Origin of the sequence: Nonomuraea africana (assembly GCF_014873535.1) — a bacterium.
GTDB lineage: Bacteria > Actinomycetota > Actinomycetes > Streptosporangiales > Streptosporangiaceae > Nonomuraea > Nonomuraea africana.
Window position 1 is genome coordinate 41,525 of the sequence record NZ_JADBEF010000001.1, and the last position, 20,583, is coordinate 62,107.

Here is a 20,583-nt window from a genome sequence, read left to right on the forward strand (position 1 = left end):
CACCCGGGTATGAAACGACGATCATTCAGCCGGGCGAGCGGATGGCTGGCCGCGTTCGTCTTCGGCCTCCCTGCGCTGGGCCTGCTCGCGATGGCCATCGTGTTACGCGGGCGGGCCGTGGCGTTCGCGCTGCCCTACCTGGTGCTCATGATCCTGGCCTACCTGGTGGGCATGGCGTTCCTCGCGGTGCTCAGGTTCCCGCCCGACTGGCTGCGCGCGCTCGTCGCCGCCGTCGCCGTGTACCTGATCGCGCTGTTCACGCCGTTGACCACGGGGATGGCGAGCTATCCGATCGAGGTGGTCAGGTGCGGCGGCCTACCCGTCGTGGCGACGGGCTTCGCCGCCGCCATGGCCTTCGACCGCCCCGGCGACGACACCTACTCGGTGACCCCCCTGGGCGACACGTACTTCTGCACGGCCAAGGAGGCCGAGGCCGCCGACTACACCCATTACGGGTTCTAGGAGGCGACGATCTCCAGGCGGCCGGAGTCGCTGGACATCTCGATCGTCCGGGGCGCCGAGTCGTCGTGGACCGCGTCGATCTCCTTGCCGCCCGACTGGGTCTCCGCCGTGACGTGGTACGGCCCCTTCGGCACGCGCACCTCGGTCGCGCCCGAGTCGCTCTTGGTCTCCACCCTGTCGGGCGGTGTGGTGAACACCAGCTTCGTGCCGCCCGAGTCGGTCTCGGTGCGGACCCGCTTGGCGGTCAGCCGGTCGGCCTCGATGCCGCCGGAGTCGCTCGTCACCTTCACCTCGCCCGACAGATTCGTCAGCGTCACCTGGCCCGAGTCGGACTCGACGTCCACCCGCAGGCCCTTCGGCACCTCGACCAGGTAGCTCACGTCACAGCCCGAGTTGAAGCCGACCGAGATCGGACAGGTGAACGTCAGCATGAGCGTGTCGCCCTTCACCACGTGGCTGGTGGTGGGCTTGCTCTTCTCCCAGATGAGGGTCTCGGTCACGTGGATGCCGGTGCGGTCGGACTCGACGACCTCGACGGTGCCCGAGTCGGCCTCCACTCGCAGGCCGGTCACCTTGTCGGTGACGTCGTAGGCGGCGGTCTCCCGATCCGTGGCACCCACCAGACCGCACCCCGTCAGCGTCACGCCGAGCCCGATCAGGCCTGCCATCACCATCGTCTGCTTCGTCTTCACGATGGCCAACTCTCCTACAAATCGGGGCGGGGTGCCGTCAGGGACCACCCTGAAACACCCCTGAGTGGTTCCCCGCCGAGCCCTGGAACCTGGCGGCGATCCTCTCCACGTCCCCGCGCTCGGCGGGCGGGAGGGGAGCGCCGATCGACTGCCTGAGCGCGCTCGCCTCCGCCAGCAGGCGGCGCGCCTCCTCGGCGGTGGCAGCCGCTCCGGCCAGCCCCTCGGTGGCCAGGGCGACGGCGCGCGGATCGCCGAGCTCCCTGGCGGCGGCACGCCACCCAGCTCGGCCAGGTAGCCGAGCTGGTCCAGGGCCTGGAGCCGCCCCCACCGGTCGCCCAGCTCGCCGAAGAGGGCCAGGCTCTCCTCGCCGTCGCGCTCGGCCGCCTTCAGCTCGCCCTGGAAGATCGCCTTCTTGGCGCGGCCGGCGAGCGCGGCGGCCTCGCCCCAGCGGTCGCCCGACGCGCGGAAGTCCGCCAGGGCCGCCTCGATCAGCTCCTCGGCGGCCGCCGCGTCCCCGAGATGCAGGTGAGCGTGCGCCAGGAACCAGCGCGACCTCGCGTCGGGCGGCTGCACGGGTGTGGCGCCGCCCACGCCGGTCAGCATCGCGAACCCCGCTCCCCACGCCGCCGATCCCGCCAGATAGCGGTGGCCCTCGCTGTGCTTGCCCCGCAGGTACCAGTACCAGGCCAGCGCGCAGGCCGGTCGCGAAGGATCCGCGCCCGAGTCGAGCACGGCTCGCAGGTTGGGCGACTCCTCGTCCAGGCGGCGCAGCCAGTGGCCCTGGGCATGGCCGTACAGGTGGGGGGCGGCCCGCTCGGCCAGCTCGGTGTAGTAGGCGTCGCGGCGGACGAAGACGGGGTCGGCGGGGTCGAGCCGGTCGAGGCAGTAGGCGGCGACGCTCTCGAGCAGGCGGTAGCGCGGCGGGGTGTCGACCACGACCATCGACCTGTTGACGAGCTGGTCGAGCACGTCGAGCCCGGCGCCGACCGCCTCGGCGGCCTCCAGCGTGCAGCCGCCCGGCTGGACGGCCAGCGCGAACATCCCCGCCCGCTGCGCCCCGGTGAGCTGCTCCCAGCTCCAGTCGATCACCGCGCGCAACGTCCTCTGACGCGGTGGCAGCCCGCGGATCTCGGCCGACAGCAGCTGGAAGCGGTCGTCGAGACGCTCGGCCACGCCGCGGGCCCCCAGCGCGCGCACCCTGGCCGCGGCCAGCTCGAGCGCCAGCGGCAGGCCGTCGAGCCGGGCGCAGATCGCCGCGACCCACGGCGCGCTCTCCTCGTCCAGCGCGAACCCCGGCGCCGCGGCCGCGGCCCTGGCGGCGAACAGCTCCACCGCGCTCGCCTGCTGGCAGCCGCCGCGCCCGCAACGCGTCGGCCAGCCGGTGGGCCAGGTCGGGGTGCGGGAGGCCGGTGGCGGCCTCGTCGCGCACGCCCAGCTCGGCGGCGACCAGCTCGGCCACGCCGCCGGTCGCGCCTGCCAGCTCGACCAGCCACACGCCGTCGGGGAAGGCGTCGTCGGCGAGCCGTTCGGCCACGGCGAGGGCCAGCCGGGTCTTGCCCACTCCGCCGGGGCCGGTCAGCGTGACCAGCCGCGCCTCGGCGATCAGGTCGCTCAGCGCGGCCACCGCCGCCTCCCGCCCGACCAGGCCGGTGAGGGGCGCGGGCAGGTTGGTCCTCGGCCTGGCGGCGGAGGTGACGGGCGGTGGCGCGGGGGCCAGCGCGGGGTCCTGTTCCAGCATCGCCTGGTGGAGCGCGGCCAGCTCGGGCCCAGGATCGAGGCCCAGGTCCTCGGCCAGCAGGTGGCGCAGCTCGGCGTAGCCCGCCAGCGCCTCGCTCTGCCGTCCGGCCAGGTAGAGAGAGCGCAGGTGGACGGCGCGCAGCCGTTCGCGCAGCGGGTGCTCGGCCACCTGCTCGCCCAGCTCGTCGGCGAGGCGCCGGTGCTCGCCCAGCGCCAGCCGTACCTCCGCCAGCTCTTCGAGCGCCGTCAGGCGCTGCTCGTCGAGTCGCGCGGCGGCGGCCCTGGCGAACGTCTCCTCGCGGAAGTCGGCGTAGGCGGGACCCCGCCACAGCGCCAGCGCCCCCGACAGCACCGCCGCCTTCACCGCGGGGTCGGCGGTGGCCGCGGCGCGGGCCAGCAGCTCGGCGAACTGGAGGGCGTCCACGCTCTCGGTCCGCAGCAGGTATCCCGTCGGCTGGTAGGCGACCAGGTCGCGGTCGCCGAGGGCGCGGCGCAGCTGCGACACCTTGGTCTGCAGCGTGTTGGCGGGATTGCCAGGAGGGTTGTCGCCCCACAGGTCGTCGGCGAGCCGGTCGGCGGGCACCGGCCGTCCCTCGTGGACCAGCAGGTCGGCCAGCAACGCCCTGACCTTCACCTCGGGCACGCGGACCGGCGACCCGTCGGCGGCCCACGCGGTGACGGGACCAAGCACTCCAAAACGCACCAGGTCACGGTACCCCCAGCCCACCCCCAGCCGACCCTCAGCCGACCCTCAGCCGATCGTGCGCGGCCCCCGGCACAGTGATGGCCATGAACACGATGACAGTGAGCCGTGAGATCCACCTGGCCGCCCACCCTGTCGGGGAGCCGGGGCCCGAGCACTTCGAGCTGGTGGAAACCGGCGTTCCGGAGCCCGAGGAGGGCCAGATCGTGGTCCGCAACACGTGGATGTCCGTGGACCCCTACATGCGCGGGCGGATGCGTGACGAGGAGTCGTACATCCCGCCGTTCCAGCTCGGCGCGCCCCTGGAGGGCTCGGCGGTGGGCGAGGTCGTCGCTTCGCGCTCCGCCGCCGTCCCCGTCGGCGCCACGGTCGTGCACTTCCTCGGCTGGCGTGAGTACGCGGTGATGGAGACGGCCGCCGCCACCGTGGTCGACACCACAGTGGCCCCCGCGGAGGCCTACCTGGGCGCGCTCGGCGCCACGGGCCTGACCGCCTACGCCGCCCTGACCGAGGTCGCCCCCGTACGGCAGGGCGACGTCGTCCTCATCTCGGCCGCGGCGGGCGCGGTGGGCACCATCGCCGGGCAGCTGGCCCGCAAGCTGGGCGCCTCCAGGGTGATCGGCTCGGCCGGCGGAGCGCCGAAGGGCAAGAAGCTGGTCGAGAAGTTCGGCTACGACGTGGCCGTCGACTACCGGGCCGGCTCGCTCGCCGCCCAGCTGGCCGAGGCCGCGCCTGACGGCGTCGACGTCTACGTGGACCACGTCGGCGGCGACCACCTGGTGGCCGCCATCGACGCCCTGCGCCCCGGCGGCAGGATCGCGCTGGTCGGCGCGATCAGCACCTACAACGCCACCTCGCCCGTCCCCGGGCCGGCCAACCTGTTCTCGCTGGCGGCCAAGGACGCCACCATGCGCGGCATGCTGGTCAACAGCTACTTCCACCTGTTCCCCGAGTGGATCGGCAAGGCGGCGGGCTGGCTGGCCGACGGCTCGCTGCACACGGAGCTGACCGTGGCCGCGGGCATCGCGCAGGCGCCCTCGGCCTTCCTCGACATGATGCGAGGAGGCAACGTCGGCAAGATGCTGGTCAGGCTCGCCGCTTGCTGACGGCTCCGGCCCGTGACGCTGGTCACCCCGGTCCGCGCCGCCCTGCGGGCCGATGGCATCATCGGGCCCATGAGGATCACTGTTCTCGGCGGATCGGGGGCCTGGCCCACGGCGGGGGAGGCGTGCAGCGGCTTCCTCGTCGAGCACGACGGCTTCAGGCTGCTGCTGGATCTGGGCTACGCGGCGCTGCCCCGGTTGCTGGAGACGACGACGGCCGAGAGCGTCGACGCGGTCGTGATCAGCCATGGGCATCCCGACCACTGTGCCGACCTCAACCCGCTGCTGAGGGCGAGGGCGCTCGGCGGGCACCGGCCGCCTCCGCTGCCGATCCACGCCCTGCCCGGCTCGCTGGCCGCGGTGCTGTCGCTGGACCGGCCCGGCATGCTGGACGAGGCCTACCGGCTGTGCGAGTTCGAGGCCGGTGACCGGCTGGCCCTCGGCCCTTTCACGGTCGACACGGCGCTCCTGCCGCACTGGGTGCCCAACGCCGCGGTGCGGGTGCGGGCGGGGGACACCTCGGTGACCTACACGGGCGACGGCGGCCCGAGCCCCGACCTGGTCGCGCTGGCCCGCGGCACCGACCTCCTGATCGCCGAGGCGACCTATCCCGACCACCTGCCGCCCGACGACGCGGGCTATCTCACCAGCGCACTCCAGGCCGGTCAGCAGGCCGCCCAGGCCGGGGCGGGCCGCCTGCTGCTGACCCACCTGTGGCCTGGCACGGCGCCGGAGGCCGCCGTGGCGGCCGCCGGCAGGAGCTACCGCGACGAGATCGCGGTCGCGGCGGGCGGCCTGACCGTCGAGGTGTGAGCCGCGCGGGTCAGAGGCGCACGAGGCGCTCGAAGAGCCTGGTCAGTTCGGCGTCGGGGTCGGGGGTGAGGCCCGCGTGGACGGCGGAGGTCTGCACGACCGTGCTGCGAGGGGCGGTCAGCCAGCGAAACCTGCTGCCCAGGGACTCGCGCGTCAGCGGGCCCGCCGCGTCGCCGCACGCCAGCTCGTAGGTCGCCAGCGCCTGCCGTACCTCGTCGGGGTCCGCGGAGGGGTCGAGGGCGCGCAGGCGCGCCTCGTCGAGCTCGACGCGGGCGCACAGGTAGCCGCGCGGCTGGCAGTAGAGCAGGATCCCGACGTTGATCTGCTCGCCGCGCTCCATCTGCGGGATGACGCGGATGACGGCGTACTCGTAGACGTCGCGCTGCATCAATTGTCTCCCTGCTTCCAGAACGCGCCGACCGAGCTGGGGCCGCTCTTCGGCCTGGCGGGCGTCTCGCCCGCCATGCGCAACCACGCGCGCGGGCCGTGGGCGCGGGCCAGCAGGTGCTCGACGTAGGCCTGCCGTACGGCCTGAGCCGACTCGAACGCGTCGTCCTCCAGCCATTCGTCGGGCACGAGCGCGGTGATCGACGTGAGCAGCTCCCTGGTGATCTTCGCGGAGAGCCGGTCACCTGCCGCGGAGACGTCCGCGGCGAAGGGGGCCAGGACGTGGTCGCTCGCGTCGAAGGCGCGCTGGGGGTCGGCGCTCTTCCAGCTGTAGTGGAACCACAGCGCGGCGCCGTGGTCGATGAGCCAGGTGTCGTGGTGCCAGACCAGCAGGTTGGGGTTGCGCCAGCTGCGGTCGACGTTGTGGACGAGGCCGTCGAACCACACCACCTCGGCGGCGAAGCCGGCGTCGGGCCGCCAGGAGAGCGGGTCGAACCCGAGCGCCCCTGGCAGGAAGTCGACCGCCAGGTTGAGCCCCTCGCTCGCCTGGAGCAGCGCCTGGATCTCGAAGTCGGGCTCGCGCAGGCCGATCTGGGGATCGAGGTCGATGAGCTTGAGCTCGGGGGTGCGCAGCCCGAGCGACCTGGCCAGCTCGGCGCAGATGACCTCGGCGACCAGCACCTTGGGGCCCTGCCCCGCGCCGCGGAACTTCACGGCGTAGGTGCCGAGGTCGTCGGCCTCTACCACGCCTGGCAGCGACCCGCCCTCGCGCAACGGGGTCACGTAGCGGGTCGCCGTGATCTCTTCCAGCATGTGACGAGGTTATCGGCCCACGGCCCCGCGCTTCACCGCCGCCAGCATGACCCTGCGGACCAGGCCGCTGCCCAACCTGATCACCAGCCAGTAGCGGGCCATGGCGCGGCGCGCGTCGGGGCTGGTGGTCACGATCCTGGTCTCGGTGGTCAGCAGGGTCCGGCCGCCGCCGAGGTCGGTCAGCTGGAAGCCGAAGGTGGCCTTGCCGTACCCGGGGCGGTCGAAGGTCTCGAAGTCGGCGCCGGTGAGGTTGGCGGCGGCGCCCAGGCGCCACCACTGCCCGATCACCCCGTGGACGACCTCCCTGCCCTCCTCCTCCGCCAGGACGGCGAGGCTGGGCAGGTCGTCCTGGGCGTGCCCGTGGAGCAGGCGGGAGACGACATTGCGCGCGGCGAAGAGCGGCCTGGCCGCCTTGAGGTCGGTCGGACGCAGGTCCTGGACGGCGGCCCAGACCCGCTCCCGCGGGGCGCGGATGACGATCGAGTGCCGCTCGGCGAGTTCGGGGACGGGGATGTAGCGATCAGCGAGCGTGGGCATGGCGACCCTTCCATACGGTGGCGTACGGTCGCACTATACGACACCGTATGGAAGGCTGGCCGGATGGGTCGGTTGACGGCGGAGGACTGGGCGAAGGCCGCGCTGGACGCGCTCGTGGAGGGCGGCCTCACCGCCGTGGCGGTGGAGCCCGTGGCGGCCAGGCTGGGCGTGTCGAAGGGCAGCTTCTACTGGCACTTCGCCAACCGGCAGGCGCTGGTGGCGGCGGCTCTCACGCTCTGGGAGTCGCACACCGAGCAGGTGATCGCCGAGCTCGAGACGATCGAGGAGCCCGCCGCGCGCATGCGCGCGCTGCTGGAGCTGGCCTTCGCCGACCCCGGTGACGCGGCGATCTCCTTCAGGCTGATCAGCGCGGCCGACGACCCCTTCGTCGCCGAGGTGGCGCGCAGGGTCAGCACCCGCAGGCTCGCGGTCATGCAGGCGGCGCTGGAGGAGATGGGCCAGCCCGCCCCCGCGGCCAGGGACAGGGTGGTCGCCGGGTACAGCAGCTATCTCGGGATCGCCGCGCTGATCAGGATCGGCGTGGTGGAGGCCGCGCCGCGCGACGTCGTCGCCCAGGCGATGATGGAGCTGGGCGTGGACCCGCCCGATCTCACGTCTTCGAGATGACCTCCTCGGCGAAGCGCTCCATGGTGGCGACCTTGGGCTCGCCCGGCGACAGCCACCAGGGGGCGGCCATCGTGGCCGTGATGCCCTTGTCGGCGAAGCGCCGGTAGGTGGCGGCGTCGGGAAGCACGGCCAGCGGGGCGACGATCTCGAGCGCGTCCTCGGGCCTGCCGTACTCCTTCAGGTAGCGGCGCAGGTCGGCGAGGACCACGTCGATCTGCTCCTCGGTGTAGATCCGGTTGCCGATCCAGCCGTCACCCACCCTGGCCGCCCTGCGCAGCGCCGCCTCGCTGTCGCCGCCCACGTAGATCGGGATCGGCGCGGCGGGCACCGGCGACATCGACAGCGGCGGCAGTCCCGGCAGCTCGACCTGGGCGCCCGACCAGAGCTCGCGCAGGCGCGGGAGCATCTCGTCGAGCCTGCGCCCGCGCGTGTGGAAGTCCTGGCCGGTGGCGGTGAACTCCTCCTTGCACCAGCCCACGCCCACCCCGAAGCTCACCCTGTCGCCCGACAGCACCGCCGCGGTCGACACCTGCTTGGCGACGGTGATCAGGTCGCGGGCGGGCGCGATGTAGACGTTGGGCGAGAAGCGCAGGCGCGTGGTGACGGCCGACATCGCGCCGATCGTCACCCACACGTCGGGCCAGTGCGTCTCGGCGGTCCAGCGCATCCTGCCGTAGGGGTACGGCGTGCTGAAGTCGGCGAAGAACAGGTGGTCCGACAGCGTGAGGGTGTCGAACCCGCACCGCTCGGCCGCCACGGCCAACTCGACGAACTCGTGGGTGTCGCAGAAGGAGGCGCCGAGCCAGTACCTCATAGGAACTCCGGGATGACCTTGGTGGCGAACAGTTCCAGGTTGCGCTTGACGGTGTCGAGGGGCAGGACGCCCTGCTGGCCCTGCATGTACAGGCCGAACCACTCGAGGTCGGGCATGCGGTCGAGCATGCGCTGGATGCCGCGCTTGACGTCGTCGGGCGAGCCGAACAGCGCCATCTCGACGTCGTTCATGCGCCGCACGTCGCCCTTCTCCGGGGAGATCGGCTCGTGCCTGTCGTCCTCCTTCTTGCGCAGCACCTCCAGGTAGCCGAAGGGGCCGAAGAAGGCGGCGAAGTCCTTGGGGATCTTCTTGCCGTAGGTGTTGATCGCCTCTTCGGTGGTGTCCGCGATGCCGACGATCTTGAGGATGCCGGTGTGCTCGCCCAGCTTGTAGTGGCGGCCCTGCTTCGCCGACTCCTCCTGGTAGAGCTTGGCCTTCGCGGCGTGGTCGTCCGGGTTGGGGGTGAACATCCACGGCATGATGTCCTCCTGCGCGGCCCTGATGACCGAGCGGTCGGAGATCGTGAACGGCTGCCACAGCTCCGGGTGCGGGTTCTGGTACGGCCTCGGGCACACGCTGACCGCCTGGACCCTGCCCTCGTCGTCGAGCTCGCCGGGCGCGCCGAAGGTCCTGGTCCACTCGGTGGCCGGCCAGCCCTCGATGCCCTCGAAGGGATAGGGCACCTGGTAGTCCAGGACGTCTGACTTGTAGCGGAGCGTCTCCTGCGTCCACGCCATCTTCATGATCTTCAGGACCTCGCCGAAGACGTCGAAGTTGCGGTTGTCGCTGGAGGAGCCGTCCGACCTGGCCGCCGCGGCGTGCCAGCGCTGGCCCAGCACGTTCATCCACCTGTTCTGGTAGCCGCGCGCCACTCCCAGCCGCAGGCGTCCCTTGGAGAACTGGTCGAGCAGGGCCACGTCCTCCGCCGCCCTGATCGGGTCCCACGCGGGAAGCACCAGGCCGAGCGGCGCCAGGAGGATCCGCTCGGTCCGCGCCGCCAGGTCGGTCAGGAACATCAGCGGGTTGACCGAGAACTCCATTCCCTCCGAGTGGAAGTGGTGCTCGGTCATCATCAGCGCGTCGAAGCCGATCCTGTCGGCGTGCACCGCGATCTCCCGCACCTCGTGCAGCAGCCTCTGGTACGACTCGGTGTCCCGCCCGATCGGGCGTTTGGCGCGGGCGTTCTCCTCGGCCGCGTACCCGGAACCGGGAATCTGGGGGTTGAGAAAGATCGCGAACTTCACCGGGAGATCTCCTTCAGCCATTGGTTGACCACGAGCGTGAACTCGGCGGGCCGTTCCTCGTGCAGCCGGTGGCCGCTGCCCTGCCAGCAGACCGTGCGCGAGGCGGGATGCGTGAACAGGCCCGACTCCCACGCCGCCTGCGCGGGGTCGGTCCAGAAGGTGAGCACGGGACACGCGCGGCGGGTGAGGTACGGCTCGGCGGCGCCCCGCGAGCCGATCGCCTCCGGCCCCGACCACAGCCCGTCGTACGCCTCGGTCAGCACGTGCGGGGGCGTCGCTAGCAGCCGCCTCCTGTGCCACTCGCGCAGCCAGGCGGGCGAGGCGGCGGTGTAGCACCACTCGTCGATCTGTACGGCGGGCGTCTCGCGCATGGCGACCGCCATGGCCACGATCTCGTCGGGCCGCCCGTAGCCGGGATCCACGCCGACCACGGCCTCGACGCGGGCGGGATGTTCGACGGCCAGACGGGACACGATCACCCCGCCCATGGAGTGCCCGACCGCCACGCAGCGCTCGACGCCGAGCTGGTCGAGCAGTGCGACGAGGTCCTCGGCCATCCTGGGCGGATGGTTGCCGGTCTGCTCGCAGGATGAGTAGCCATGCCCGCGCAGATCCACCGCGATAACCCGAAATTTCTCGATAAATGAGGGAATGTGGGGTGACCACTGGTGGGAGTCGGCGCCCCAGCCGTGCACGAGCAGCAGCGTCGTGTCACCCGAGCCGTCGTCGGTGTAGAACAGCCGCACATCCCCGACCGCAGCGAATCCCATGAGCGGCAAGCTACTCTAAGAACCGGTCCCGAGCAATCGCTTGGTTAAGGAGTCAGTCATGCGGCTTGGCGTCACGATGTTCAGCACCGACCTGGCGATGCCGGTCGCCGATCTGGCCAGAGCGGCGGAGGAGCGCGGCTTCTCCTCGCTCTACCTTCCCGAGCACACCCACATCCCCGTCTCCCGCCGCACCCCGCCGCCCACGGGCACGCCGCAGCTGGCCGAGGAGTACCGGCGGACGCTCGACCCGCTGGTCGCGCTGGCCTCCGCCGCCGCCGTGACCTCGACGATCACGCTCGGCACCGGCATCCTGCTGCCCGCCCAGCGCGAGCCCATCGTCACCGCCAAGGCGATCGCCACGCTCGACCACCTGTCGGGCGGCCGCGTGGCGGTCGGCGTCGGCTTCGGCTGGAACGTCGAGGAGATCGAGAACCACGGCGTGCCGTACAAGGACAGGAGAGAGCGGGCCAGGCGCAACGTGCTGGCGATGAAGGCGCTGTGGAGCCAGGAGGTGGCGGCCTTCGACGGCGTCGAGCCGTCGTGGTCGTGGCCCAAGCCGCGGTCGGGGCCGCCGGTCTACGTCGGCGGCGCGGCGGGGCCCACGCTGTTCGCGCACGTCGCGGAGTACGCCGACGGGTGGATGCCGATCGGGGGCAAGGGGATCAAGGCCGCGCTGCCCGCGCTGCGCGAGGCGTCGTCGACGGCCAGGGTGATCCCGTTCGGCACGCTGCCCACGCGCGGGAAGCTCGACTACTACGCCTCGCTCGGCATCGAGGAGGTCGTCCTGTCGCTCCCCAGCGGAACCGGCGACGAGGTGCTGCCGGTTCTGGACGACTACGCGACCTTCCTTTAGTCGCGGCACCCTAGCGCGAAGGTCACCTTCCCGGTACGGCCGGCGTCCGCTCTCCGGCCTCTCCCGCGCCCTGCCGTACCGCCGTGCTCGCCGACCGGGTTTCGACCTGTCCCAGGTCAGGGGTGGACCGCGCGGCCGAGAGCGCGTTTCGGGTGATCAGCGCGGGTACGACCGCCGCTCGCCGCCTCACAAGTGTGCAGAAATAGGGACATCACAACGGAGTTACGGTCCGTTGACGCGCCGCGATCCCTCGACTTCAGTAGAGAAGTGACGGGTGGCAGCGAGGGGAGGCGCCCGTGCCTGTGCCGCTCAAGATGGGGGACCCCAAGAGACTGGGAGACTACGAGCTGTCCGGACGCCTGGGGGAGGGCGGTCAGGGTGTCGTCTACTTGGGCACGCTGGGGGACGAGTCTTTCGCGATCAAACTGCTGCACGGCCCCGTGGGGGACGAGCAGGCGGCCTTCTTACGCGAGGTCGAGCTGGCCAAGCAGGTCGCCAGGTTCTGCACGGCCCAGGTGGTCGACGCGGGCTTCGACGACGGCAGGCCGTACATCGTCAGTGAGTACGTCGACGGCCCCTCCCTGAGCAGGGAGGTGGCGCTGGCGGGGCCGCGCAGCGGCGGCGCGCTCGACCGGCTGGCGGTCGGCACCGCGACCGCGCTGGCCGCGATCCACCGGGCCGGGATCGTGCACCGCGACCTCAAACCGCAGAACGTGCTGCTCGGCCCCGACGGGGCGCGCGTGATCGACTTCGGCCTGGCCAAGGCGCTGGACGCGGCGGCCACGGTCAGCGGCAGAGGCGTGGGCACGCCCGCGTACATGGCGCCCGAGCAGATCACCGCCTCCGCGATCACCGGCGCGGTGGACGTGTTCGCCTGGGGCGCCACGATGTGCTTCGCGGCCAACGCCTCCGCGCCGTTCGGGCAGGACTCGGTGGCGCCCGTGCTGCACCGCATCCTGACCGCGCCGCCCGAGCTGGGCCGGCTGGAGGGACGGCTCGGCGCCCTGATCGAGCACTGCCTCGACAAGGACCCGCGCAACCGGCCGACCAGCAGGGAACTGCTGCTCGCGCTGCTGGGGGCCGGTGACGAGGTGCCGGCGGAGGTGCTGCGCTCGCCTCCGCCGCACATCCTCAGGGTCGACCCCTACCCGCTGGCCGAGCCGGAGGCCACGGGGGCGGCGGAGGGCTATCTGCTGCCCGAGTCGCGTGGCAGGGTGCCGTCCGGCGCGTCGCTGGCCAGGGCGGCCCGGCCGGCGGGGGGATCGGGGCCGGTCCCCGCCGAGAGCGATCCGAGGGGCCCGGTGGTGCCGTGGCCGCGCGCGCCCGGCGACGACGGACATCCCTCGTGGCCGGGAGGGGACGGGCGGACGCCCGAGGCCACCCATCCCGGCAGGTGGGTGGGGCCCGCGGCGAACCGGGCCTCGCTGGCCGTGTCGGGCGCGCTGCTGGTCAGCTCCGCGGTGCTGGTGGCCGTGCTGGTGCCGGCGCTCAGGGGCGGCGAGGCGCCGCCGGTCGCCGTCGCCGAGCCGACCCAGGTGACCTCCGCGCCCGCGTCGCCGTCCGGGCAGCAGGTCGCCGGCAGGCTGAAGGACACCCCGACCTCGATCAGGCGCGAGCCGTCCGCGTCGCCGTCCGCGCCGCCGTCCGTTCCGGTGATCACCTACGCGGTGCCCGCGCTCGTGGGCATGGACCGTTCCGCCGCCGTTCGCGCGATCAAGGCGGCCGGGCTGGTGGTGGGGTCGGTCACCGAGCGCGACTCGGCGCGGTCGCCGGGCGAGGTGCTCGGGAGTACGCCAGGGGGCGGGACGAAGGTGGCCAGGGGGACACGGGTCGACCTCGAGGTGTCGGCGGGGCCGAAGGTGCCGGAGCTGGCCGGGCTCACCAGCGAGGCCGCCGGCTCCGCGCTGGCCGCCGCCGGGCTGAAGACGGGGAAGATCACGCAGAGCTGCTCCGAACTGCTCGCGGGTCAGGTGATCAGCAGCAGGCCGGGCGCGGGGACCAGGGTCTCGCCAGGCAGGTCGGTGTCGCTGGTGGTGGCCAAGCAGGGCACCCTGGTGCCGGGTGTCGTGGGACTCTCCCGCGCCGACGCGCGGCGGGCGCTGAGGGCGGCGGGCTTCGCGGTACGGCAGCGGGCGCAGATCGTGGACGATCCCGGCGCGGTGGACTCGGTGCTCGGGCAGAGCGTGTCGCAGGGGACGTGCGCCAAGCCTGGACGGACGGTGGTGGTCACGGTGGGGGTGGCCCCGCAGTCGTTCCCCGACCCGTCCGAGCCGACCCTTCCGCCCGACGGCGGCGCCGAACCGCCCGCGGGTCCCGAACCGACCCCGACCCCCACCGACAACGAGAACCCCCCAGCGAACTGACCTCCACTCGCTCGGACCCCGGACCCTTCCACCCAATCGGACCCGGATCGGATCGGCGGGCCCGTGTGGTGGCCTGTCTGCCCCGTCGGGTCATCCTCCGGCCAGGCCCGGCTCCCCGTCGGGTGGGCGTCCCCCTCTGTGTGGATGGGGTCAGATGGCGAGGGTGGCGGTGGTCAGGGTGGTGCGGACGGTGTCTTCGGGCAGGTCGAGTGTCTGGACGACGCCCCACTGGAGGGCGCCCAGCACCGCCCATCCGCGCAACCGGGCCTCCGCCGTGGGCTCGGCCCCCACCAGCTTGGCGAAGATCTCGTCGCGGAAGGTCCTGATCGCCTCGCCTGGCGACCCGGGAGGCGCGTCGTCGGCGCCGCCGAGGTCCTCCATGACCAGCCTGATCACCGCGCGGTGCCGTACGGTGAAGTCCACCAGCGCCGTCACGAACGCCGCCCGGTCGGCGAACTCCGCGCCCAGCAGGTCGAGCATGTCGTCGGCGCACGGCGCGAGCAGTTCGGCGGCCAGCCGGTCCTTGGGATGGAAGTGGTAGGCGACGGCCGTCTTGGTGAGCCCGACGGCGGCGGCGATGTCGGCCAGCGAGGTCGCGGCGTACCCGCGTTCGGCGAACAGCTGCCTGGCCGCGGCGAGGATGCGCGTGCGGGTGTCGTGACCCTGCTCGAGTGTGGTCATCGTCTCGTTTCCACCGGAGCTCCCACGTGTGATCTCACCATGGTAGAGCTCTGTACGGCGCCGGCCGTACGGGCTAGAAGACGATCACGGTGCGCGCGACGGCGCCCTCGCGGACGTGGGCGACGGCCTGGTTGATGTCGGACAACGGCAGCCGTTCGGTGACGAGGCCGTCGAGATCGAGACGTCCGCGCAGGTACTGCGCGGCGAGCATCGGCAGGTCGCGCAGGGGGGCGGCGTCGCCGCCCTGGGTGCCCATGAGGCGGCGGGAGGCGAACAACAGTCCCGGCTCGATCGTCAGCGGCGCGCCCGAGGGCGGGCTGCCGACCATGACGGTGGTGCCGCCCGGCTGGGTGGCGGCGAAGGTCTGGCCGAGGACGCCGGCCACTCCGGTGGCGTCGAAGGCGTAGTCGACGCCCCCGCGCACGATCTCGCCGACCTGCTCGGGCAGGTTCTGGGAGAGCAGGGTGTGGGTGGCGCCGAAGCGGGCGGCGAGCTTGAGCTTCTGCTCGGCCACGTCCGCGGCGATGATCGTGGTCGCGCCCGCCAGGACCGCGCCCTGGACGACGTTGAGGCCCACGCCGCCGCAGCCGACGACCAGCACGCTGGAGCCGGGGGTCACGCGGGCGACGTTCAGCACCGCGCCGACGCCGGTGACGACGCCGCAGGCGAGCAGGCACATGGCGTCGAAGGGCGCGTCCGAGGCGATCTTCACGCACATCGCCTCGCTGACGAGCGCGTACTCGGCGAAGGAGCCGATGCCGATGAACCGGCGGGTCTCCTGCCCCTCGAGCGTGACGCGCGGCGCGCCGCCCATGATCGCGGTCATCCTGGCCGGGCCCGAGCACAGGTGGAAGCGGCCCGCGCCGCAGTGGCGGCACCTGCCGCAGGCGCCGCTCATCGCGATGATGACGTGGTCGCCGGGCTTGACGCCCGTCACGCCCTCGCCGACGCTCTCGACGACGCCCGCGCTCTCGTGCCCCAGGATGTACGGCAGCTGCCGGACGACGGGGCTCTTGCCGTCGATCGCCTTGAGGTCGGACCCGCACACGCCGGACGCCTTGATCCGCACCCGCACCTCGCCGGGCCCGGGGTCGGCGATCTCCACCTCGCGGATCTCCATCGGCTCGTGGAAACCGGTGAGGACGGCGGCGCGCATCAGCATGCGCCACACGCTAGCAAGCAAATGCTTGGTAGAGAAGCGTTGACACCCCCGCGACCCGAATCTACGCTGACGCAAAACCAAGCGAGCGCTAGGCCAAAAAGCGGAGGCTGGGTTGCGGCGAGAACTCGTGGTGCTGGCGACGGTGGTGGCGCTCGCGGGGTGCGCCGCGCAGCAGAAGACGGCTCCTGGCGCGCAGACGCCGGGGGTGACCGACACGACGGTGAAGGTGGGCGGGGTGCTCACCAAGACCAGCGCGAGCGGCTACTCCACCAAGGACGCCGAGCTCGGCGCCAAGGCCAGGTTCGAAAGGGCCAACGCGGCCGGCGGCGTGCACGGCAGGAAGATCGAGTTCGTCGGGGCCGAGGACGACACCCAGGACGCCGCCAAGGGTGACGCGGCCGCCAAGAAGCTGGTCCAGAAGGACAAGGTGTTCGCGCTGGTCCCCGTGCACGCCCCCAACTTCGGCGGCGCGGTCTTCCTCGAGCAGCAGGGCGTGCCGTGGTTCGGCTGGGCGACGGGCCCGCAGTGGTGCGGCACCAGGACCGGCTTCGGCTACAACGGCTGCCTGGCGCCCAAGCCGGGCGCGGGCTCGCAGACCTGGTGGGGCAACCAGATGGCCGACCTGCTCGGCGGCGCCAAGGGCAAGACCGTCTACGTGCAGACCTCCGACTCCAGCGGCAGCAAGTACGGCGGCAAGACCATCTCCCAGTCCTTCCAGGCCGCGGGGTTCACCCTGGTCGGGCTCAACTCGGCGCTGCCCGGCGCCGCGCCGCCCGCCGACTGGCTGCCCTACGTCAACAAGATCATGACCTCGGACGCCGGCGGGCCGCCCGACATCGTGGTCTCGATCATCGCGGGCACCAAGTTCAACGTCGGTCTCTACTCCGCGCTGAAGAAGGCCGGATACAAGGGCGTGCTCAGCGACGCCACCAGCTACGACGCCGCCATCCTGAAGGACCCGGCCACGGCCCAGGCGCTCGAGGGGGTGATCGCCGCGCCGATGTTCGAGCCCTTCGAGTCGAGCGCGCCCGAGATCGCCCAGCTCAGGCAGGACGTCGAGAAGGTCGCCCCCGGCACCACGCTCACCCAGCACCTGGCGATCGGCTACTGGTCCGCCGACATCTTCCTGAAGATGCTGGAGCAGACCGGCAGGGACCTCACCCGCGAGAAGTTCCTGGCCACCGGCAACGGTTCCTTCCACTACGAGAACGCGGGGTTCGGGAAGATCCAGTACCCCAAGGACCACGACGAACCCAGCGGCTGCGGGGCCCTGGTCAAGCTCGAAGGCGGCGCCTACCGGGTCGCCAAGAGCATGAAGTGCTTCGACAACGTGCCGCTCAAGTAGATGCTGGCCTACATCCTCAGCGGGCTGGTCACCGGCGCCGTCTTCGCGGTGATGGCGTCGGGGCTCACCCTGTCGTACGCGGCCACGGGCGTGTTCAACTTCGCCCACGGGGCGGTCGGCTTCCTGACCGCGCTGGTCTTCTTCGAGCTCAACGTGGGTCTCGGCTGGCCGGGGTGGGCCGCGGCGCTGGCCGCCGTCCTGGGGTTCGCCCCGCTGCTCGGGTACGGCCTGCACCGGGCGATGTTCAGGGGGCTGGCCCAGGCGGGCGAGACCGCGCAGATCGTGGCGACGATCGGCCTGACGATCGCGCTCCCCGCGCTGGGACTGCTGATCGCCGACCTGATGGCCGAGCCCTTCGGGCTGCCGCCCGCCGACGCCACGGCGCTGCCGCACGGCGTGGGGCCCTACCCCGCGGTCGAGGTGGCCTTCGGCTTCGACTCCGACCAGGTGATCACCTTCTGCGTCGCCATCCTCGTGGCGGCGGGGCTCTGGCTGTTCATGCGGCACACGCCGTACGGCCTGCGGATGCGGGCCGCGGTCGACCGGCGCAGGCTGGCCACGCTCAGGGGCATCGACGCCGACGCGAGCTCCGCGCTGGCCTGGACGCTCAGCTCGGGCCTCGCGGGCCTCGCGGGTGTGCTGGCCGTTCCCGTCGTGGGCCTCGACTCGGGCGCGTTCACGGTGCTGCTGTTCGCCTCGGCGACGGCGTCGGTGTTCGGGCGGCTGCGCTCGATCCCCTGGACGTTCGCCGCGGGACTCGGGCTCGGCGTGGTGCAGAACCTGGTGGCGGGCTACGCCGACTTCGCCGCCGAGGTCACCGGGCTGCGCACCGCCGTACCGGTGATCCTGCTGTTCGCCGGGCTGGTGCTGCTCAACAGGTCGAGGGAGCGCGTGGCCGGCAGCGCGGCGGAGGACGCGCCGCCACCCGACTACCTGGCCGACCTGCCGGTGTGGCGGCGGCGGCTGCCGTGGCTGGTCGCGCTGGCGGCGCTGCTGGTGTGGACGTTCACCCGGCCCGCCGACGACTTCTACGTGGGGGTGGTGGCGCAGGGACTGGTGCTCGCGCTGATCTTCTGCTCGTTCGTGGTGGTGACCGGGATCGGCGGCATGGTGAACCTGGCGCAGGCCGCCTTCGCCGCGATGGCGGCGCTGACCTGCGGATGGGCGTTCGCGTCGGGCTGGCCGCTGCCGGTGGCGATCCTGGTGGGCGTGCTGGCGGCCGCGGCGGTCGGCGTGCTGGTGGCGCTGCCCGCGCTGCGGCTGGGCGGGCGGATCCTCACGCTGGCCACGCTGGCGCTCGCGCTCCTCGCCGACCAGGTGCTCTTCCAGGTCGACGCCTTCAGCAACGGCACCATCGGCTGGCCGCTGCCGGCGATCTCCTTCGGGGTGGCCGACACCACCGACCCCCGCGTGCGAGTGGTGCTGCTGCTGGTCCTGATCGGGCTGGTCGGGCTGCTGGTACGCAACCTGGAACGGTCGGTGTCCGGCAGGGCGATCCTGGCCGTCAGGTCGGCGCCGGCCGCGGCGGCCACGGTGGGCGTGTCGGGGCCGCGAACGAAGATCATGCTGTTCGCGCTGGCTTCCGCGATCGCCGGGCTGGGCGGGGTGCTGTACGCCACGTCGAAGGGGTCGATCACGGCGACGGACCTGCCGGCCTTCGCCGGGTTCGTGTGGCTGGCCGTGGTCGTGCTGCAGGGCGTGCGCAGGATCGGCGGGGCGGTGCTGGGCGGCCTGATCGCGGCGGTCTTCCCCGAGCTGCTGGCGGGATGGGGGATCTCCGCGCACGTGGGAGCGATCCTGTTCGGCACCGGCGGCATGATCCTGGCCAAGCATCCCGACGGGGTGCTCGCCCAGCTCGCCGAGGCCCGTCACCGCCGCCGCATCCGTGGCCGGGCCGAGACCTCATCCCCGTCCCCGCCCGCCCTCTCGCCTTCGGGCCGCACCCTCGCCGAACCCCAGGAGAACCTCGCCGAAGTCCAAGGGCAGGGGCCCGTCCTCGAGCTCCAAGGCGTCGTCGCCGGATACGGGGACGTGACCGTCCTGCGCGGCGTCGACCTGGCCGTCCACCCGGGAGAGGTCGTCGCGCTGCTCGGCGCCAACGGCGCGGGCAAGTCCACCGCCTGCGCCGTCGCGGCAGGGGACGTGCCCGTCACCGCCGGCGCGATCCTGCTCGACGGCCACGACGTCACCGCCTGGCCCGCCCACCGGCGCGCCCGCGCGGGAGTGCTGCTGGCCCCCGAGGGGCGCGGCGTGTTCCCCGGCCTGACCGTGGAGGAGAACCTCCGGACGTGGCTGGAGGCGCCCGATCCCGTCTACGAACGGCTGCCGCAGCTGGCCGCTCGCCGTACCGTGCTCGCCGGCGCGCTGTCGGGCGGCGAGCAGCAGTTGCTCACGCTCGCGCCCGCGCTCGTCAGGCCGCCCAGGGTGCTGATCGCCGACGAGCCCTCGCTCGGCCTCGCGCCGCTGGTCGTCGAGCAGATCTTCGCCCTCTTCGCCGAGCTGCGCGAGCGCGGGGTCGCGCTGCTGCTGGTGGAGGAGAAGGCCACGGAGGCGCTGGCCGTCGCCGACCGGGTGGCCTTCATGCGCCTGGGCCGCGTCACCTGGACCGGCCCTCGCTCGGAGGTCGACACCGACCGTCTGACCGCCGCCTACCTGGGAGTGTCGTCTTGACCGCGCTGGCCGTGGAGGGCGTCTCGGTCTCCTTCGGCGGCGTCATGGCGCTGTCGGAGGTCTCCTTCACCGTGCCCGAGGGGCAGGTCTGTGGGGTGATCGGGCCCAACGGCGCGGGCAAGACCACCCTGTTCGACGTCGTCTCCGGGCTGCGCAGGCCCCGGTCGGGGCGGGTGCTGGTCGCCGGCGCCGACGTCACGGGCGATCCCCCCGTACGGCGGGCGCGGGCCGGGTTGCGCCGTACCTTCCAGCGCACGCAGGTCTTCGGCCGCCTCACCGTCGCCGACAACGTCCTGTGCGCGCTGGAGTGGCGCGGCGGCGGAGGCGGTCTGCTCGCCGACCTCGCCGCCCTGCCCGGAAGGCGGCGGCTGGAGGACGCGCGCAGGGAGCGGGTCACCGAGGTCCTGGAGCTGTGCGGGCTGCTCCCGCTGCGCGACGCCTACGCCGCGGCGCTTCCCGTCGGGCAGCGGCGGCTGGTGGAACTGGCCCGCGCCCTCGCCGACCGCCCCTCGCTGCTCCTGCTCGACGAACCCACCTCGGGCCTGGACGCCGATCAGACGGCACGGCTGCGCGAGGTCGTCGCCGCGCTGGAGACCACGGTGCTGCTGGTGGAGCACGACATGGGCTTCGTCATGGACACCTGCGACCACCTCGTCGTCCTCGACCTCGGCAAGGTCATCGCCACCGGCCCACCCGCCCAGATCAGAACCGACCCGGTGGTGAGAGCGGCCTACCTCGGCTGACCGTCGCCTCTTCTACCTGGGTGCGGGCCAGTGCTCTCGCCTTCAGGCGGGAGGTGAAGGCCCG

18 protein-coding genes and 1 pseudogene are annotated in these 20,583 nt (G+C 72.6%); 9 read left to right on the forward strand and 10 right to left on the reverse strand.

Going from position 1 to position 20,583, the window contains the following annotated elements; genetic code table 11:
* The first annotated feature begins 9 nt into the window (after positions 1-9).
* Positions 10-462 carry a hypothetical protein gene (locus H4W81_RS00175; protein WP_192772914.1) on the forward strand — a complete coding sequence of 151 codons (453 nt, stop codon included), beginning with the start codon at positions 10-12 and terminating at the stop codon, positions 460-462.
* Here the strand turns inward: H4W81_RS00175 and H4W81_RS46485 are convergent.
* Positions 459-2,486 (reverse strand): DUF4097 family beta strand repeat-containing protein, encoded by a 2,028-nt coding sequence (locus H4W81_RS46485; protein ID WP_318781435.1) that lies wholly within the window; start codon positions 2,484-2,486, stop codon positions 459-461. The two genes, H4W81_RS00175 and H4W81_RS46485, sit on opposite strands and share 4 nt — an antisense overlap.
* 460 nt (positions 2,487-2,946) lie before the next feature.
* Positions 2,947-3,618, reverse strand: a pseudogene (locus tag H4W81_RS46490) (AfsR/SARP family transcriptional regulator); the annotation flags it as partial.
* A 71-nt stretch (positions 3,619-3,689) separates the two neighbouring features.
* Here H4W81_RS46490 and H4W81_RS00190 point away from each other — a divergent pair.
* Together H4W81_RS00190 and H4W81_RS00195 are read left to right on the forward strand one after the other, a co-directional pair.
* Entirely contained in the window at positions 3,690-4,700 is a 1,011-nt protein-coding gene (locus tag H4W81_RS00190; RefSeq protein WP_192780512.1) for an NADP-dependent oxidoreductase, read from the forward strand.
* 69 nt (positions 4,701-4,769) lie between these two features.
* Positions 4,770-5,510 carry an MBL fold metallo-hydrolase gene (locus H4W81_RS00195; RefSeq protein ID WP_192772916.1) on the forward strand — a complete coding sequence of 247 codons (741 nt, stop codon included), beginning with the start codon at positions 4,770-4,772 and terminating at the stop codon, positions 5,508-5,510.
* Positions 5,511-5,520: 10 nt separating this feature from the next.
* Here the strand turns inward: H4W81_RS00195 and H4W81_RS00200 are convergent, their stop codons facing one another.
* Genes H4W81_RS00200 through H4W81_RS00210 form a run of 3 tightly spaced genes read right to left on the reverse strand, consistent with a single transcriptional unit; the run spans position 5,521 to position 7,247 of the window.
* The gene (locus tag H4W81_RS00200) at positions 5,521-5,898 is read right to left on the reverse strand and encodes a DUF3037 domain-containing protein (RefSeq protein WP_192772917.1); all 378 of its coding nucleotides are present in this window, start codon (positions 5,896-5,898) and stop codon (positions 5,521-5,523) included.
* Positions 5,898-6,710 carry a HipA family kinase gene (locus H4W81_RS00205; RefSeq protein WP_192772918.1) on the reverse strand — a complete coding sequence of 271 codons (813 nt, stop codon included), beginning with the start codon at positions 6,708-6,710 and terminating at the stop codon, positions 5,898-5,900. The genes H4W81_RS00200 and H4W81_RS00205 overlap by 1 nt, the downstream gene beginning before the upstream one ends.
* 9 nt (positions 6,711-6,719) lie before the next feature.
* Positions 6,720-7,247, reverse strand: a complete 528-nt coding sequence (locus tag H4W81_RS00210; RefSeq protein WP_192772919.1) for a hypothetical protein — start codon at positions 7,245-7,247, stop codon at positions 6,720-6,722.
* A gap of 63 nt (positions 7,248-7,310) precedes the next feature.
* Between H4W81_RS00210 and H4W81_RS00215 the strand changes: the two genes are divergently transcribed.
* Positions 7,311-7,874, forward strand: coding sequence for a TetR/AcrR family transcriptional regulator (locus tag H4W81_RS00215; RefSeq protein WP_192772920.1), 564 nt, complete (start codon positions 7,311-7,313; stop codon positions 7,872-7,874).
* On the opposite strand, the gene H4W81_RS00220 is transcribed toward H4W81_RS00215, so the two are convergent.
* From H4W81_RS00220 to H4W81_RS00230, 3 genes are read right to left on the reverse strand one after another with little or no spacing between them, the layout of a single operon-like run.
* Positions 7,858-8,688, reverse strand: a complete 831-nt coding sequence (locus H4W81_RS00220; RefSeq protein ID WP_192772921.1) for a TIGR03619 family F420-dependent LLM class oxidoreductase — start codon at positions 8,686-8,688, stop codon at positions 7,858-7,860. The genes H4W81_RS00215 and H4W81_RS00220 overlap by 17 nt on opposite strands.
* Positions 8,685-9,932 carry an LLM class flavin-dependent oxidoreductase gene (locus H4W81_RS00225; RefSeq protein ID WP_192772922.1) on the reverse strand — a complete coding sequence of 416 codons (1,248 nt, stop codon included), beginning with the start codon at positions 9,930-9,932 and terminating at the stop codon, positions 8,685-8,687. Before H4W81_RS00225 ends, H4W81_RS00220 begins: the two co-directional genes overlap by 4 nt.
* The gene (locus H4W81_RS00230) at positions 9,929-10,702 is read right to left on the reverse strand and encodes an alpha/beta fold hydrolase (RefSeq protein ID WP_192772923.1); all 774 of its coding nucleotides are present in this window, start codon (positions 10,700-10,702) and stop codon (positions 9,929-9,931) included. The genes H4W81_RS00225 and H4W81_RS00230 overlap by 4 nt, the downstream gene beginning before the upstream one ends.
* Before the next feature lie 58 nt (positions 10,703-10,760).
* On the opposite strand from H4W81_RS00230, the gene H4W81_RS00235 reads away from it, so the two are divergent.
* Positions 10,761-11,555 (forward strand): TIGR03619 family F420-dependent LLM class oxidoreductase, encoded by a 795-nt coding sequence (locus H4W81_RS00235; protein ID WP_192772924.1) that lies wholly within the window; start codon positions 10,761-10,763, stop codon positions 11,553-11,555.
* A gap of 296 nt (positions 11,556-11,851) precedes the next feature.
* A complete protein-coding gene (locus tag H4W81_RS00240) occupies positions 11,852-13,918 on the forward strand; it encodes a serine/threonine-protein kinase (RefSeq protein ID WP_192772925.1) in 2,067 nt (688 codons plus the stop codon).
* Positions 13,919-14,068: 150 nt separating this feature from the next.
* Here the strand turns inward: H4W81_RS00240 and H4W81_RS00245 are convergent, their stop codons facing one another.
* Both H4W81_RS00245 and H4W81_RS00250 read right to left on the reverse strand, forming a co-directional pair.
* Positions 14,069-14,599 (reverse strand): TetR/AcrR family transcriptional regulator, encoded by a 531-nt coding sequence (locus H4W81_RS00245; RefSeq protein ID WP_192772926.1) that lies wholly within the window; start codon positions 14,597-14,599, stop codon positions 14,069-14,071.
* 73 nt (positions 14,600-14,672) lie between these two features.
* The gene (locus tag H4W81_RS00250; protein WP_192772927.1) at positions 14,673-15,761 is read right to left on the reverse strand and encodes an alcohol dehydrogenase catalytic domain-containing protein; all 1,089 of its coding nucleotides are present in this window, start codon (positions 15,759-15,761) and stop codon (positions 14,673-14,675) included.
* Between the two features lie 112 nt (positions 15,762-15,873).
* Between H4W81_RS00250 and H4W81_RS00255 the strand changes: the two genes are divergently transcribed.
* From H4W81_RS00255 to H4W81_RS00265, 3 genes are read left to right on the forward strand one after another with little or no spacing between them, the layout of a single operon-like run.
* Positions 15,874-17,106 (forward strand): ABC transporter substrate-binding protein, encoded by a 1,233-nt coding sequence (locus tag H4W81_RS00255; RefSeq protein WP_192772928.1) that lies wholly within the window; start codon positions 15,874-15,876, stop codon positions 17,104-17,106.
* Positions 17,107-19,776 (forward strand): ABC transporter permease subunit, encoded by a 2,670-nt coding sequence (locus tag H4W81_RS00260; RefSeq protein ID WP_192772929.1) that lies wholly within the window; start codon positions 17,107-17,109, stop codon positions 19,774-19,776.
* Positions 19,773-20,519 (forward strand): ABC transporter ATP-binding protein, encoded by a 747-nt coding sequence (locus H4W81_RS00265; protein WP_225958362.1) that lies wholly within the window; start codon positions 19,773-19,775, stop codon positions 20,517-20,519. The genes H4W81_RS00260 and H4W81_RS00265 overlap by 4 nt, the downstream gene beginning before the upstream one ends.
* Positions 20,520-20,583: the final 64 nt, after the last annotated feature.

Excerpts from the sequence above, each read along its gene's own strand:
- H4W81_RS00190 (WP_192780512.1), top strand. The coding sequence starts at position 3,690 with ATGACAGTGAGCCGTGAGATCCACCTGGCCGCCCACCCTGTCGGGGAG.
- H4W81_RS00215 (WP_192772920.1), top strand. The coding sequence starts at position 7,311 with ATGGGTCGGTTGACGGCGGAGGACTGGGCGAAGGCCGCGCTGGACGCG.
- H4W81_RS00200 (WP_192772917.1), bottom strand. The coding sequence starts at position 5,898 with ATGCAGCGCGACGTCTACGAGTACGCCGTCATCCGCGTCATCCCGCAG.
- H4W81_RS00210 (WP_192772919.1), bottom strand. The coding sequence starts at position 7,247 with ATGCCCACGCTCGCTGATCGCTACATCCCCGTCCCCGAACTCGCCGAG.
- H4W81_RS00245 (WP_192772926.1), bottom strand. The coding sequence starts at position 14,599 with ATGACCACACTCGAGCAGGGTCACGACACCCGCACGCGCATCCTCGCC.
- H4W81_RS00175 (WP_192772914.1), top strand. The coding sequence starts at position 10 with ATGAAACGACGATCATTCAGCCGGGCGAGCGGATGGCTGGCCGCGTTC.
- H4W81_RS00195 (WP_192772916.1), top strand. The coding sequence starts at position 4,770 with ATGAGGATCACTGTTCTCGGCGGATCGGGGGCCTGGCCCACGGCGGGG.
- H4W81_RS00235 (WP_192772924.1), top strand. The coding sequence starts at position 10,761 with ATGCGGCTTGGCGTCACGATGTTCAGCACCGACCTGGCGATGCCGGTC.
- H4W81_RS00205 (WP_192772918.1), bottom strand. The coding sequence starts at position 6,710 with ATGCTGGAAGAGATCACGGCGACCCGCTACGTGACCCCGTTGCGCGAG.
- H4W81_RS00260 (WP_192772929.1), top strand. The coding sequence starts at position 17,107 with ATGCTGGCCTACATCCTCAGCGGGCTGGTCACCGGCGCCGTCTTCGCG.
- H4W81_RS00250 (WP_192772927.1), bottom strand. The coding sequence starts at position 15,761 with ATGCTGATGCGCGCCGCCGTCCTCACCGGTTTCCACGAGCCGATGGAG.
- H4W81_RS00230 (WP_192772923.1), bottom strand. The coding sequence starts at position 10,702 with ATGGGATTCGCTGCGGTCGGGGATGTGCGGCTGTTCTACACCGACGAC.
- H4W81_RS00220 (WP_192772921.1), bottom strand. The coding sequence starts at position 8,688 with ATGAGGTACTGGCTCGGCGCCTCCTTCTGCGACACCCACGAGTTCGTC.